The organism is Flavobacterium sp. (assembly GCF_004211145.1).
Taxonomy (GTDB): Bacteria; Bacteroidota; Bacteroidia; order Flavobacteriales; family Flavobacteriaceae; genus Flavobacterium.
On the sequence record NZ_SEBS01000052.1, the window covers coordinates 1 to 13962 of the forward strand.

The 13962-nt window shown below is 46.6% G+C and carries 14 protein-coding genes; 2 read left to right on the forward strand and 12 right to left on the reverse strand.

The genetic code is table 11. The annotated features are described in order from the left end of the window. From EOO50_RS16425 to EOO50_RS16435, 3 genes are all read right to left on the reverse strand, one after another. Window positions 1–314 (reverse strand): hypothetical protein (locus EOO50_RS16425; protein WP_290841375.1); only part of this gene is annotated, 314 nt, incomplete at its 3' end. Window positions 315–325: 11 nt separating this feature from the next. After that, window positions 326–817: a hypothetical protein gene (locus EOO50_RS16430; RefSeq protein ID WP_290841376.1), complete on the reverse strand. Its 492-nt coding sequence runs from the start codon at window positions 815–817 to the stop codon at window positions 326–328. Between the two features lie 134 nt (window positions 818–951). After that, entirely contained in the window at window positions 952–1329 is a 378-nt protein-coding gene (locus EOO50_RS16435) for a hypothetical protein (protein WP_290841377.1), read from the reverse strand. A gap of 369 nt (window positions 1330–1698) precedes the next feature. Here EOO50_RS16435 and EOO50_RS16440 point away from each other — a divergent pair, with 369 nt between their 5' ends. After that, window positions 1699–2823, forward strand: a complete 1125-nt coding sequence (locus EOO50_RS16440) for an acyl-CoA desaturase (RefSeq protein ID WP_290841378.1) — start codon at window positions 1699–1701, stop codon at window positions 2821–2823. A gap of 101 nt (window positions 2824–2924) precedes the next feature. Next, window positions 2925–4094 carry a proline dehydrogenase family protein gene (locus EOO50_RS16445; protein ID WP_290841379.1) on the forward strand — a complete coding sequence of 390 codons (1170 nt, stop codon included), beginning with the start codon at window positions 2925–2927 and terminating at the stop codon, window positions 4092–4094. Between the two features lie 855 nt (window positions 4095–4949). Here the strand turns inward: EOO50_RS16445 and xth are convergent. The 9 genes from xth to EOO50_RS16490 all read right to left on the reverse strand — a co-directional run bounded on the left by xth (window position 4950) and on the right by EOO50_RS16490 (window position 13902). Beyond that, a complete protein-coding gene (gene xth, locus EOO50_RS16450; protein ID WP_290841380.1) occupies window positions 4950–5720 on the reverse strand; it encodes an exodeoxyribonuclease III in 771 nt (256 codons plus the stop codon). Between the two features lie 307 nt (window positions 5721–6027). Next, window positions 6028–7806 carry an ABC transporter transmembrane domain-containing protein gene (locus tag EOO50_RS16455; protein WP_290841381.1) on the reverse strand — a complete coding sequence of 593 codons (1779 nt, stop codon included), beginning with the start codon at window positions 7804–7806 and terminating at the stop codon, window positions 6028–6030. A 42-nt stretch (window positions 7807–7848) separates the two neighbouring features. Further along, a complete protein-coding gene (locus tag EOO50_RS16460; RefSeq protein WP_290841382.1) occupies window positions 7849–8661 on the reverse strand; it encodes a methyltransferase domain-containing protein in 813 nt (270 codons plus the stop codon). 74 nt (window positions 8662–8735) lie between these two features. Next, complete coding sequence (locus EOO50_RS16465; RefSeq protein WP_290841383.1) at window positions 8736–9119, reverse strand: DUF4258 domain-containing protein; 384 nt, start codon at window positions 9117–9119, stop codon at window positions 8736–8738. A 168-nt stretch (window positions 9120–9287) separates the two neighbouring features. Next, window positions 9288–10481, reverse strand: a complete 1194-nt coding sequence (locus EOO50_RS16470) for an alanine dehydrogenase (protein WP_290841384.1) — start codon at window positions 10479–10481, stop codon at window positions 9288–9290. A 183-nt stretch (window positions 10482–10664) separates the two neighbouring features. Then, window positions 10665–11087, reverse strand: a complete 423-nt coding sequence (gene tsaE, locus EOO50_RS16475; protein ID WP_290841385.1) for a tRNA (adenosine(37)-N6)-threonylcarbamoyltransferase complex ATPase subunit type 1 TsaE — start codon at window positions 11085–11087, stop codon at window positions 10665–10667. Between the two features lie 6 nt (window positions 11088–11093). Then, window positions 11094–12671 (reverse strand): response regulator, encoded by a 1578-nt coding sequence (locus tag EOO50_RS16480; protein WP_290841386.1) that lies wholly within the window; start codon window positions 12669–12671, stop codon window positions 11094–11096. 296 nt (window positions 12672–12967) lie between these two features. Further along, window positions 12968–13342, reverse strand: a complete 375-nt coding sequence (locus EOO50_RS16485; RefSeq protein ID WP_290841387.1) for a VOC family protein — start codon at window positions 13340–13342, stop codon at window positions 12968–12970. A gap of 2 nt (window positions 13343–13344) precedes the next feature. Further along, window positions 13345–13902 (reverse strand): DUF4199 domain-containing protein, encoded by a 558-nt coding sequence (locus EOO50_RS16490; protein ID WP_290841388.1) that lies wholly within the window; start codon window positions 13900–13902, stop codon window positions 13345–13347. Window positions 13903–13962: the final 60 nt, after the last annotated feature.

The window sequence follows — 13962 nt, forward strand, 5'->3', positions numbered from 1 at the left end:
GTCAACACGATCGTAATGCTTTTTTGATGTCTCGGCGGATTGGAAAACGTGACTTTCGCGATCGAATCGTAACCATAACGCGTTTTTGTATGTTTATTTATATGTACGAAATCGGAATTGTCGAAAATGAGCGTGTTTTCATCAGGCCTGATCTTGAGCAAAACCCAAATGATCGAAGTGATTGCGATGATGACCGACGCGATCGCGAACGTTCTGCTGAAAACAATCAATGCAAAAAACACCAAGATTTCCACGATCACAATTAGGTTGATCGCTTCGTAACGCCTGAAACTATTGATGTCGCCTTTGAACATTTGTTGAAGATTCAGTTTGTGACTTTTTCGAAATAAACGTTTTCGCCCGAATCGGGATCGCCGGCCATGAATCGTATCCGATGATCGAAAATGCCGTTGTCGATAACCGTCTGAACCGACGTCTGCGCGCAAGTGAACTGCAGATCCTGGGAAAAATCGAAAAACCGATACGTTCCGCTCGCGCACAGATCGATTTCAGGAACGTGACTAATTTCGAAAGTCCCGTTTTCGTAAAGCGTAAGTTCGTAGCTGTCGTTTTCAATCCCGACGTATTTGCCAGCGATATCTTCGCGATTGGTGTCGGTAATGACGAACGACCAAACTGCCGCAACGATCATTACGACTGCCACGATCGCGATCGGTGCCACGAAAATCCTAAGCCCGATTCGGCTTAATCGTTCGCGATTGCTCATCTGGCCGAGCAGGAAAACCGCGAAACCTGTGACCAGCATCGCCCCGAACGCAAAAAGCAAAAAAAGGAAGAATACACTGTACAGCCACATCGCGATCCGTTTGAATCCAAATATACTTTATTATCTGAAACGCGATTCTCGAAATAACGGCATAAAAAAAGCCCGAAGTCGCAGTTCGGGCTCGAATGTTTGTTTGTGGTATTTTGAATAACTGATGTACGTGGTCAGGAAACCTTGATACCGAGGACTTCAAGGAATGCCAAGAGGTAAATGCTTTCGTCAGGATCGTACTGGTCGACGCCGTTCATGTACCATTTGCTTATTATTTTTTGCTGAAAAGGCGTGTAACCGCTCGTGTCGATCGACATGCCGAGCATTCCGGCCAACAGAAAATCGTCGAGTACGGCGTCTGTAAGCAGATTTTGCGGGATTCCGTCGGCGAGTCGGCCATTGCGGCTTTCGTAATCGTATCTTCCGTAGTGGAAGCCTGAACTGAACGCATCATCACATAAACCGGGCACCAATTCCAAATTCGGGTTTGTTCCAACCGAATATCCTTCCATATAGGTTTTTCGGTAAACGGGATCAAAGATATTTTTCATATTCCTTGTGCAGATTGGACTACAACGGTACAAACGTACCAACAATGCGCGACGCTGCATTTTAAAGTCGTTGAACGGATGAAAAACTTGTCAAATCACAACGCGCGTGGAGTTTGTCGAGCGCATATCCGACGTACAACACGGTATTTACACTTCGTCGAGTAAAATATCGGTGAAAGTCGCGACAAACCTTTACCATCGTTGAAATAAAACCTATCTTTCGCCGTTATCAAACCAAGATTTCGCCAATGAACGGGCGCTCCAAACTTTCCCAAGACCTACTTTTAACAGAGTATTGCTCAAACCGGTTATTTCGAAGCAACGTAAATACCATTGGCCTGACATCAGGCAAGCAATACGTAATATATCATGATTTCAGTACTTAAATTCAGTAAGGCTCCAAAAGCTTGTTTTCTTTCTACGGTTCGCTCTCGCGTGAATTGCCATTTGAAGGAATCGGGCAGTACCAAGAACGCAAATTCGGCCATGTGGATCAAGGCAGGCGTTTTCATCGGCAGTTTCTTCATGCTTTACGGATTGATCATTTCGGGCATTTTTTCACCGATCGTAATGCTCGGACTTGCAATTGTCTTAGGCGCTTGCAAGGCTTTCGTGGGATTCAACGTTTGCCACGATGCGATCCACGGTTCGTTTTCGTCCGACAAGAATACCAATAAGTTATTGAGCAGCATTTTCCATTTATTGGGCGCGAATCCATACGTGTGGAGCATCACGCACAATGTCGTGCACCACAATTTCACGAATATTCCGGGTCACGACGAAGACATCGAGGTCGCGCCGGGTTTGATCCGAATTTCGCGTGATGAGAAAGTAAACAAGATTCAACGGTTCCAACACCTGTATGCGTTCCAGCTTTACGGATTAGCTTCGATTTCGTGGTTGCTTCGGAAAGACTTCATCAAATTCTTCAAATGCCGTGCGAGCCAAGGAATTGCACCGCACCCCAAGAAAGAGTATTTCAACCTTTTCTTCTACAAAGGACTTTATATTTTCCTTTTCGTCGTGTTGCCGTTATTGGTCCTGGACGTGACGTGGTGGCAATTCGCAATTGGATTTCTGGCGATGCATTTGGCACAAGGATTCACGATGGGCTTGGTTTTCCAACTCGCGCACGTGGTCGAAGGAACCGATTTCCCCGACGCGCATCCGACGGGAACCATGGAAGACCAATGGGCCGAGCATCAAATGCGCACCACGGCTAACTTCGCGACCCACAACCGTTTCGCGGCGTTTTTCCTGGGTGGTTTGAACAGGCAGATCGAACACCATCTTTTCCCGAACATCTGCCACATCCATTACGGCGAAATCAGCAAGATCGTGAAGACGACGGCCGCCGAATTTAACCTTCCGTACATCGAAAGCCCGACGTTCATGGGTGCGCTCAAATCGCATTATCGCATGCTGAAAAAACTCGGATGGGATGAGGCTCGCGATGCTTCGGTTTCGATTCCTGTCAATGTCGTGAAGGCATGATCCAACTTCGCTAAATTTTTCCAAAAGGAGATAATTGTCGTTGCGCAAACCGCGTTTCGACAAAGAATCTGTGTTATATTTGCACAATCTTCAAAATTCCCATGGAAAAAATCTTCAACAACACACAAACCGCATTCGCCTTAAAGAGCGACACTGAGCTCGACCGCGCGTACTTTCTGTTCAAGATGATCGACAACGAACCGTTGGTCAAAATCGGGACGGCCGTCACCAATTTCGCGATCAAAGCGCATTTGCCTGTTGAAGGTTTGATCCGCGCGACGGTTTTCGACCATTTTTGCGGTGGCGTGAATGAGCAGGATTGTTTGCCCGTGGTCGATAAGATGTTTACGAAAGGCGTGTCGTCGGTGCTCGACTATTCGGTTGAAGGGAAAGAAGAAGAAGCTCAGTTCGACGCCGCGCTTGACATGACGCTAAAGACCGTCGAATTCGCCAAAGAACGCGAAGCCATACCGTTCGCCGTTTTCAAGCCGACGGGTTTCGGACGTTTCGAACTCTACGAAAAAATAGGTGAGAAGCAAGAACTCACGCCCCAGGAAAAAGCCGAATGGAGCCGCGTGATCGAGCGTTTCGACATCGTGTGCAAAACCGCATACGAAAAAGACGTCGCCTTGCTGATCGACGCCGAAGAAAGCTGGATGCAGGATGCCGCCGACGATTTGGTCGCCGACATGATGCGCAAGTACAACAAGGAAAAAGCCATCGTTTACAATACATTGCAATTGTATCGCCACGACCGATTGCATTACCTGCGACAACTTCACGAACAGGCGAAGGCCGAAGGTTTCTACATCGGGATGAAGCTCGTTCGCGGCGCCTACATGGAAAAAGAACACAAACGAGCCGAAGAAAAAGGCTATCCGACGCCAATCTGCGACGGCAAGGAAGCCACCGATAAAAACTACGACGCGGGAGTCGCGTACATGGTTGACCACATCGATTCCATGGCGGTTTTCGCGGGCACGCACAACGAAGACAGTTCGTATAAACTCATGGAACTGATGCAGCAAAAAGGAATCGCGAAGAACGACAACCGCGTCTGGTTCGGGCAATTGTATGGCATGAGCGACAACATCAGTTATAATTTGGCCGACAACGGGTATAATGTCGCGAAGTACTTGCCATTCGGTCCCGTTCGAGACGTGATGCCGTATTTGATCCGACGCGCCGAGGAAAATACGTCGGTCGCAGGACAGACGAGCCGTGAGTTGACGTTATTGAAGACGGAGCGTAGTCGGAGGAAAGGGAAGTAGTTTTAATGGCTTTAAGCTGTAGGCTTTAGGCTGTAGGCTTGGTTCGCGGTTAAAGAAAATTTTGTTACAATCAGCAAAAAGGAATTCGGTATGACACGACAAACCAAATCTTAATGCTCTGAATGTCCAAAATGAGCTTAATGGTAAAAAAGTTCAAACCAAATGCCGCTTAACTTTCTAAACTATCTTGATGGTTTAAAAAGCGCAAAGCAAATGAACTCAAAACATTTAATCTTCTCAATAAGATAAATGTTCAAGAAAAATCCAAGTAAAAGAGCTTGACTTTTCTAAACTGCCAAAATAGTTCAAAAAAGAAACACAACAACTCACGCATTCGTGTATTCGCGGCAAAAAAGAATACCAAACGTCTAAAAAAAATCGACTCAGCTGAATTGTAAAAACCCTACTTCAATTCAATCCAAACCGGCGCATGATCGCTCGACTTCTCCCAACCGCACATATCTCCCAACCCGCAACGTCAACCTCAACACAACTTCCAAACTCAAAAAAAATCTCCGTGTCTTCGTGCCTTCGTGGCAAAAAAAATAAACTCCAATTCAATCCAAACCGACGAATAATAACCCGATTTACATGCTTCCAACCCGTACCATTCAACCTCAGCATAACCTCCAAATTCAAAAAAAATCTTCGTGCCTTCGTGCCTTCGTGCCTTCGTGCCTTCGTGCCTTCGTGGCAAAAAAAGATAAACCCCAATTCAATCCAGACCGACAAATAATCGCCGATTTACATGCCTCCATCCCATACCATTCAACCTCAACACAACTTCCAAATTCAAAAAAACTCTTCGTGTCTTCGTGCCTTCGTGGCAAAAAATCCTCAGTTAAACTGTAAACCCTACTTCAATTCAATCCAAACCGGCGCATGATCGCTCGACCTCTCCCAACCGCGCACGTGTTTGTCAACGCCAGCCGCTTTCAACTTCGGCGCAATTTCAGGACTCAATAAAAAATGATCAATACGCAAACCCGCATTACGGCCATATGCATTCCTGAAATAATCCCAAAACGTATAAATCACTTCATCAGGATATAACTTCCGGATCGCATCCGTCCAACCTTGATCGATCAAATTATGGAAAGCGGCTCGCGTCTCAGGCCGAAACAGCGCATCGTCAACCCAACGTTCGGGTTTGTACACGTCGAGTTCGGTGGGCATCACGTTGAAATCGCCGAGCAAAATCACGGGAATCTTAAAGTCAAGCAGCGTTTTCGCTCGAGTCGTAAAACGTTCGAACCATTTGAGTTTGTAGTCGAATTTAGGGCCGGGAGCGGGATTTCCGTTCGGCAGGTATAAACAGCAAATCAGGATGTCGTTCACCATCGCCTCAAGATAACGGCTCTGCACATCGTCGGCGTCACCGGGAAGCACGCGTCCGACTTCTTTGATCTCGTGACCGCGCGCCAATATCGCTACGCCGTTCCAGCTTTTTTGTCCGTGCCAGACGGCGTTGTAACCCGCGTCAGTTATGGCTTCAATCGGGAATTTTTCCTGCGGTGCTTTGAGTTCTTGCAAACAGACGATGTCGGGTTTGGCTTCGTCGAGCCACTTGAGCAATACGGGCAATCGTCCGTTTACGCCGTTAACATTGTAGGTTGCGATTTTCATCGGGATAAATTTTACTTTAAGGTAAGGAATTTTGAACCGATAAAGTTGTTGAGAAGTTAGTTGGTTGCGAAAATTTGAACAATTAAGATAGTTAAGAATAGTTAAGTTGGGTAAACGGCATTACTTAACTATTCTTAACTATCTTAATTGTAAAAAAAATAAAAACCATTACGTTCATTAAGGGAATTAAACTGATTTTGAAGTAATCAGTTTAGATAAATCAACAATCGTATATTTTGTCTTAAATGCCTAATCAGCGTAAAACCTTAATGAACTAAAACGAGCTTCGATTGAAACTTAAAGGTACTTACGAAAACTGCAAATTACTCAAACTCCTATACAACCCATTCTCGATCGCCAACAACTCCAAATGCGTTCCCTGTTCAATAATTTCACCCTTATCCAGCACCAAAATCTTATCGGCTTTCCGGATCGTCGACAATCGGTGCGCGATGATGATGCTCGTGCGTCCTTCCATCAAAACCTCAAGCGCTTCCTGGACGAGTTTTTCGCTTTCGGAATCTAGTGAGGACGTGGCTTCGTCCAAGATCAGGATCGCAGGATTCTTCAAAAGCGCGCGTGCGATGGCAATCCTTTGTCGTTGTCCGCCCGACAATTTAATGCCGCGTTCGCCCACGATCGTATCGAATTTTTCAGGAAAACCTTCGATGAAATTGAATGCGTTGGCGCGTTTTGCGGCGATAACGATGTCTTCCTCCGATGCTTCGGGTTTTCCGTACGCGATGTTCTCGCGAATGCTTCCGCCGAACAAGATCACGTCCTGAGGCACGATGCTCATGTTGCCGCGCAAGGTTTCGAGATCATATTGCGAAATGTCTTTTCCGTCGATCAGGATTTCACCCGATTCGATGTCATAAAAGCGCAATAGTATGGATGCGATCGTTGATTTTCCGACGCCGCTCGGGCCGACAAGCGCGATCTTTTGTCCGAATTCGGCCTTGAAATTCACATCCTTCAACACTTGCACTTCCTTGCGCGACGGATAACTGAATGCGACATGTTCGAACGAAACCTCTCCGCGTATCTTTGGGATGTCGCTTTGCGGGATTGCTTTAATGTCTTCAGGCGTTTCGTCTAGCAGTTCGAAAACGCGTTCCGTAGCACCGATGGCTTTTTGGATTTGGGCGTACAATTCGGCGACTCCTCCAAAAGACGCGCCTACGAAAATCGAGTACAGCACGAACGAAATCAATTCGCCTATCTTCATTTCGCCTCCGATAATGAGCGTCACGCCATACCAGACCACGGCTACTATCGATCCGAAAAGGCAAAAGATGATGAACGACGCGAAATAGCCGCGGTACAGCCCGCCTTTGATTCCGACAGCTACGATTTCTTTGATTTTCGACGAATACCGAATTACTTCATACCATTCGTTCGCGAACGCCTTTACGTTGCTGATGCCTTGCAGCGTTTCTTCGACGATGACCTGGCTTTCGGCGATCATGTCCTGGGTTTTCTTGGAGTATTTTCTAATGAAGCGCCCGAATATCACCGCTGCGACGGCAACCAAAGGCACGATCGACAACATGAGCAGCGTGAGCTTCAGACTCATCACGGCAAGCAACGTGATCCCGCCGATAATCAGGATGAACTGGCGCAGGAATTCGGCGATCGTCGTCGTCAACGTATCCTGGATCTGGCTGATGTCGGCGCTCAATCGACTGTTGAGTTCCCCGACGCGTTTTTGAGAAAAGAACGTCATCGGCAATTTTATCAAATGGCTGTACAACGCCAAGCGCAGGCTCGCGAGCGTATTTTCAGTAAAATTCACGAAAAGCGACAGCCTGAAAAACGAGAAGAACGCCTGCAAAAACAGAATCCCGACGAGTGAAAGCGCGACCGTATTGGCCTGTGGCATGTTTCCTTCCTTGGCGCAATCGACGAGCATTCCGAGCAGTTTCGGAAAGGCCAGCGCCGATGCTCCGGTCAACGCCAAAAACAGTAAACCGAGGTAAAATTTCCAGCGGTGTTCGCCCGAATATTTAAAAATCTGGGATCCGCGGTTCAGCGATGACGTATTTATTTTGGCTTTGGGAAGATCGTTTTCAGTGCGGCGCGCCATGTCTTTTCGTTTGCGTAAAGATACGGATTCGCATGCCGTTTTTTAGCATATGACCGACACGCGTAAAAATGTGGCTGAAATCAATGTCTTATCGGCATCTCCGGATTGATTTTGACCGATGAACAACGCTTCCAACTCCCGTTGCAATTCGTTCGACTTGCCATTTCGTTCGGCAGCCTCAAAGGCGTTCATCGTCGGGCCGTAATATTTTTTGAATGTGGCCAGGTATTCGGTTGGCGAATACGGCACATCGAACGTAAAACTTTCCTTGCTGAACGAGATGTTTTCTTTCGAAATTCCCGCGGCGACGAAGCGCTCGACCACGTTGTCTTCCAAACCCCAAAGCATGGGACTGACGAAACCTTCGGGCGGTGGCGGCGTGTAAGCCGAACTGATTTTAAGGATTTGCGCCACTAACGTCGGGTCGCCCGGAATCCAATTTCCCATGACGATCCGTCCGCCGGGACGCGTTACGCGAACCATTTCCTTGGCGACATCAAAAGGTTTCGGGGCGAACATGGCGCCGAATACACTGACGACCAAATCAAACGAATTCGAACCGAACTCATGCAGATCGGTCGCATCGCCTTCGCGGAATGTGCAATTCGAAAGTCCTTCAGCCTTTGCGCGGGCGTTTCCGGCCTCGACAAGATTTTGCGCAATATCGACCCCGATTACATTTGCACCAAGTTTCGCTTCGGGAATAGCTGTCGTGCCATCGCCGCAACCAAGGTCGAGCACGTCCATATCTTTGGTAATTCCCAATTTTTGCACGAATGCTGCGCCACTTTTACGCATGGCTTGCGCGATTTGGGTAAAGTCGCCTTTTTCCCACAACGCTTTGTTTGGATTCATGTGTTTGATTTTTAGCACATTAAAAGTAACCATTATTCGAATGCGGTTTACTTTTAACTGCTAATTCATCAAACTTATTTTGAAGTTGATTTCTCGACCGACTTTAAAAGAACCTTATCCGAATAATTGACAAGATTGAGTACGACCGGTTGTTTTTTTGAAGTTTGCCCTTCGATCACGTAAAGTTTTCCACCTTTTACTGCGATGTTACTTTTGTCGAAATCCACGTCGCCGTATGTAAGAATCGTCTTAACATCGGCCTTTGTGATCCAGCCTTGCGACAAAATTGTATCGGTCGCAGGCGAATAATAAAAAGGTTTGGTGCGCAAATCGTTGAGCACACGCGCGTTCGGGAAGTAATTGCATCGGACGTCTTTCCCGCTCCAGATGGCGGCGACGAAAAAAATTCCAAGGGTAAATCCGATAAGGTAATAGGCGAAGCGTTGGTAGAGTTTCATGGAGGAGTGCAAAGTACAAAGTGCAATGTGCAGAGTTCTGTACAAGGCCTTAATTCGAAATGCAAAATTAAACGTTTATAACTTAAAATGCGAAAGATTTTCTTCCGAAGTTTTGGTCGACCTTGCACTTTGCACTTTGCACTTTGCACTTTGCGCTTTGCACTATTTTCAAAAAACAATCAAATTTATATCACTATCCGGCATGCCGAACCATTCGCCGATCGCCTTGTTCGTCAAAATCCCGTGATACAGATAAACGCCGTTGCGAAGCCCTTTGTCCATGCGGATTGCGGGTTCGATACCACCATTTTCGGCAATCTGCAAAAGATAAGGCGTGATGATGTTGCTGATGGAAAGCGAGGCCGATTTCGAATAACGGGACGGAATGTTCGGCACGCAATAGTGGATGACGTTGTGTTTGATGAACGTCGGTTTTTCGTGGGTCGTTACCTCAGAGGTTTCGAAACAGCCGCCCGTATCGATGCTTACATCGACGATTACCGATCCGCGTTTCATGTATTCGACCATGGTTTCGGTAACCACGACCGGACAACGTTCCTTGCCACGCATCGCACCGATCGCGACATCGCAACGACGCAACGCCTTTAAAAGTGATTTGGGTTGTATCGTCGAGGTGAAAATGCGTTGGTTCAGATTGTGTTGCAAACGGCGTAGTTTCGTGATCGAGTTGTCAAACACTTTTACGCTAGCGCCGAGTCCGAGTGCGGTTTTGGCGGCGAATTCCCCGACGGTTCCGGCTCCTAAAATTACGACTTCAGTAGGTGCGACGCCCGTAATATTGCCGAACAGCAAGCCTTTCCCGAAATCGTTGTTGATCATGAGTTCAGCGGCGACTAAAATGGAAGCCGTGCCTGCAATTTCACTTAAGGATTTTACGGCCGGATACGATCCGTCTTCGTCCTTTATGTATTCGAATGCGAGCGCCGTGATTTTCTTTTTGGCAAGCGCTTCGAAATAGTCTTTTTTGCGGGTTTTGAGTTGGATGGCCGAAATGACGATCGTCTGCGGATTCACCAATTCGATTTCCTCAGACGTCAAAGGTTCGACTTTCAAAAGTATCGGACAGCCCAGCACTTTCCTCGTGTCGGCCGTGATCTCGGCTCCGGCTTCGCTGTATTCCTTGTCGCAGTAACTCGCGGCGATTCCGGCTCCGGCTTCCATCATCACGCGATGTCCGTGCGAGACAAGCGAACTCACGGCGTCGGGCGTTAAGCAGATGCGACGTTCCTGATACGAAGTTTCCTTCGGGATCCCGATGAAAAGCTCACTTTTTTGCGGCATCACCTCAAGGGTTTCTTCTTGCGGCAGCAGTTGCTGTTTGGTAAAAGGCGTTAAGGCCATGGTTTGGAATTTGCTTGCCTAAATTAGGGAAAAATGTTGATTTGTGATTTGTTTTTTTGTTGATTCGTTTATGCGTTGATTTGTTTATTTGAATACTTGTCTTCCGGAGAATATTTCGTCATTTTGAAATAATCGTCAACGCGAGGGACGAACCTCAAATAAACGAATCAACAAATCAACAAATCAACACTTTCCAAAGTTCTCCACGCTCAAACCCCGTTTCCCACTATCCAAAACCTCCAACCGCACAGCCGTATACTTCTCCGGAATCAGATTCGGGATTTGCTCGGGCCATTCGATCAGGCACCAATCGCCTGAATAGATATACTCGTCCATACCCATGTCGTAGGCTTCCGATTCGCTTTTGAGTCGGTACATGTCGAAATGGAACAGGCGTTCGTGATCGTTGATGTGGTATTCGTTGACGAGCGAGAACGTCGGGCTGCTCGTCGCACCTTCAACGCCTAGACTGCGTGCGATTTCTTTGATGAGCGTGGTTTTTCCGGCGCCCATTTGTCCGTAGAAAAGAATAACTCTTTGCGGATCGGAATCCAGGATGAATCGAGAGGCGAGATGGATGCCGTCGAGGTCGAATTCAAAATGCATCGTATATTATTTCGGGTTGAACACTAAAAAAGGTACGATCATTTCTTCGAGCGAAATCCCGCCGTGCTGGTAGGTATTTCGGTAATAACTTACGTAATGGTTGTAGTTGTTCACGTAGGCGAGGAAATCGTCGTTTTTCGCGAAGATGAACGAACTGCTCATGTTGATCGCGGGCAATCCGATGGAACGCGGATCCTTCACCGCATACACCTCTTTTTCCTCATACGACAAGCTGCGTCCGGTTTTATAACGCAAATTCAAGCTCGTGTTCTTATCTCCGATGACCTTCGACGGATTCTTCACGTTGATCGTGCCGTGGTCGGTCGTGATGATGAGTTTGAAACCGAGTTGCTGCGCTTGCTGGATGATCTCGAGCAAGGGTGAATTCCTAAACCAGCTCAGCGTCAACGAACGATACGCTTTGTCGTCGGAAGCCAATTCCTTCACGACATCCATTTCAGTCTTGGCGTGCGACAACATATCGATGAAATTGTAGACGACAGTCACCAAATCGTTGTCTTTATAGGTCTTGAACGTCTCGGCGAGTTTTTTCCCGCCCGCGAGGTTCGTGATCTTGAAGTAATCTTGTTTGATGTTGAGACCGAGACGTTTCAGATGAGCCGTCAAAAACTCGGCTTCGTACAGGTTTTTCCCGCCTTCCTCGACGTCGTTTTTCCAATATTGCGGGAATTGCTTTTCCATTTCGGTCGGAAGCAAACCTGAGAAGATCGCGTTCCTCGCGTATTGCGTCGCCGTCGGTAAAATAGAGTAGTAGGGAACTTCTTTTTCGAGTTTGTAATGGTTCGAGACCACGGATTCGAATGCCTTCCATTGGTCGTAACGCAAATTGTCGATCACGACGAAAAGCACGGGTTTTTCCTTTTTTGTAAGTTCCGGCACGACGAGTTCGCGAAAAAGCGTGTGCGACATCACGGGACGATCCGGTTTTTCATCCTTCGATTTCTTTTGAGGCGGCGAGAACCAATCCTCATAATTGCGCTCGATGAATTTCCCGAATTGGGAATTCGCTTCGACCATTTGGGATTCGAGGATTTCTATCATGCTTTGATCTTCGATGTTCTCGAGTTCGAGTTCCCAGAAAATGAGTTTCTTGTACGTATCGATCCATTCTTCGTACGAATTGACCATCGCCATTTCCATCGCGATCTTGCGGAATTCCTTTTGGTAGTCGAGTGTCGTCTTCTCTGAAACCAATCGGGAATTATCGAGATTTTTCTTGAGCGACAACAAAATTTGATTCGGATTCACGGGTTTGATCAGGTAATCGGCGATCTTGGAGCCGATGGCTTCTTCCATAATATATTCTTCCTCCGATTTCGTGATCATCACCACAGGAACCGATGCCTTCTTTTCCTTTATTTCCTGGAGTACTTCGAGTCCGTTCATGCCGGGCATGTTTTCGTCGAGGAACACGATGTCGAAGTTTTTCTCGTCGAACACGTCAATGGCGTCAGGACCGTTGTTGCGCGTCGTGACTTCGTAGTTTTTCTTTTCGAGGAATAATATATGTGGTTTGAGCATGTCGATCTCGTCGTCGACCCAAAGTATTTGAATTTTATCCATGATTGTGTGTTGAATTATCGACGGCAATTTAACATTTTAACATTTCGCGCCCTGCTAAAATTTTGGTAAACTTCCAAGCTTTGTACTTTTGAACTTTGCGCTTTGCACTTGTACAAACAGAGAGAGGTTTCCTAAAAAGGAAACCTCTCTCATCAATAACCTAAATAACAAATAGAAATCTAATCTCTGATATTGTTCTTCAGGCTCTTAAGTATTTATATCGCTATAATTACAAGTCTAAATTACTCCAATTAAGCCAAGCAACGAAATTGATTAACGTTTATTTAACCGCGCAGCTACGCGGGTTGCCATAATTCGATCTTATTTCCCTCAGGATCGAGGATGTGCACGAACTTTCCATAGTCATATACGGCGATTTCATCGAGGACGGTGACATTCTCTTTTTTCAGTTCGGCTACGAGGGCTTCGAGATCCTCGACCGTGTAATTGATCATGTAGTCTTTCTGCGACGGTTCGAAATACTTCGTTTCATCAGGGAATGGGCTCCATAACGTATAACCTTCCTTGTGTGATTCCTCTTGCTTTTGCCACGAGAATTGCGCGCCGTATGGGCTCGTTTCCACGCCGAGGTGCGTTTGGTACCATTCGTTCAATTTTTTCGGATCCTGGCATTTAAAGAAAATACCTCCGATTCCTGTAACTCTTTTCATGTCTATAGTGATTCGGTTTGTACAATGTGATTTTTTCCACGAGGGCTGCGACGCATCATTACAAGTGCGGCAATCAGCGAGACGACTATCCCGAGCGGAAATATCTCGCTGTACGTCACGGCGATAATCCCGAACGGGTTCGAATACAAACTGCGGGAAACATCAAAGGATTCGTCCATTTTCTTGAGTTCCGCGGCCGATTTTCCCGCCGCTTTCGCGTGTTCCAACGACGTCGCGATGTATGTATCCATAAAATTAGGATAAAGCGTATAATATTCTATAAGCCAAGTGAATACGTAAAATGTTGAAGCGGTGAAACTGATCAGTAATCCGATCTTGAATGCCTTGCCGAATGTAACGATCCCGCCATTTTGGTCGTCCCGATATTTTTTAATGCCGACAAAAACGAATGCGAACGCGATAATCATCGAACCGAACCCGATGATCATTCCATAATCGCCCATCATGACTTCTTCAATCCCGATGATCGCCGACAAAATCAACGTCGTACTCACGATCAAACCCGAAATCAGGCCGTACTTTAAAACTAAATTTTTCATATTGAATTGTATTTTGATTAGGCTGCAAAGTTGCGTCCCACGGTGGTTTTACGCGTCATA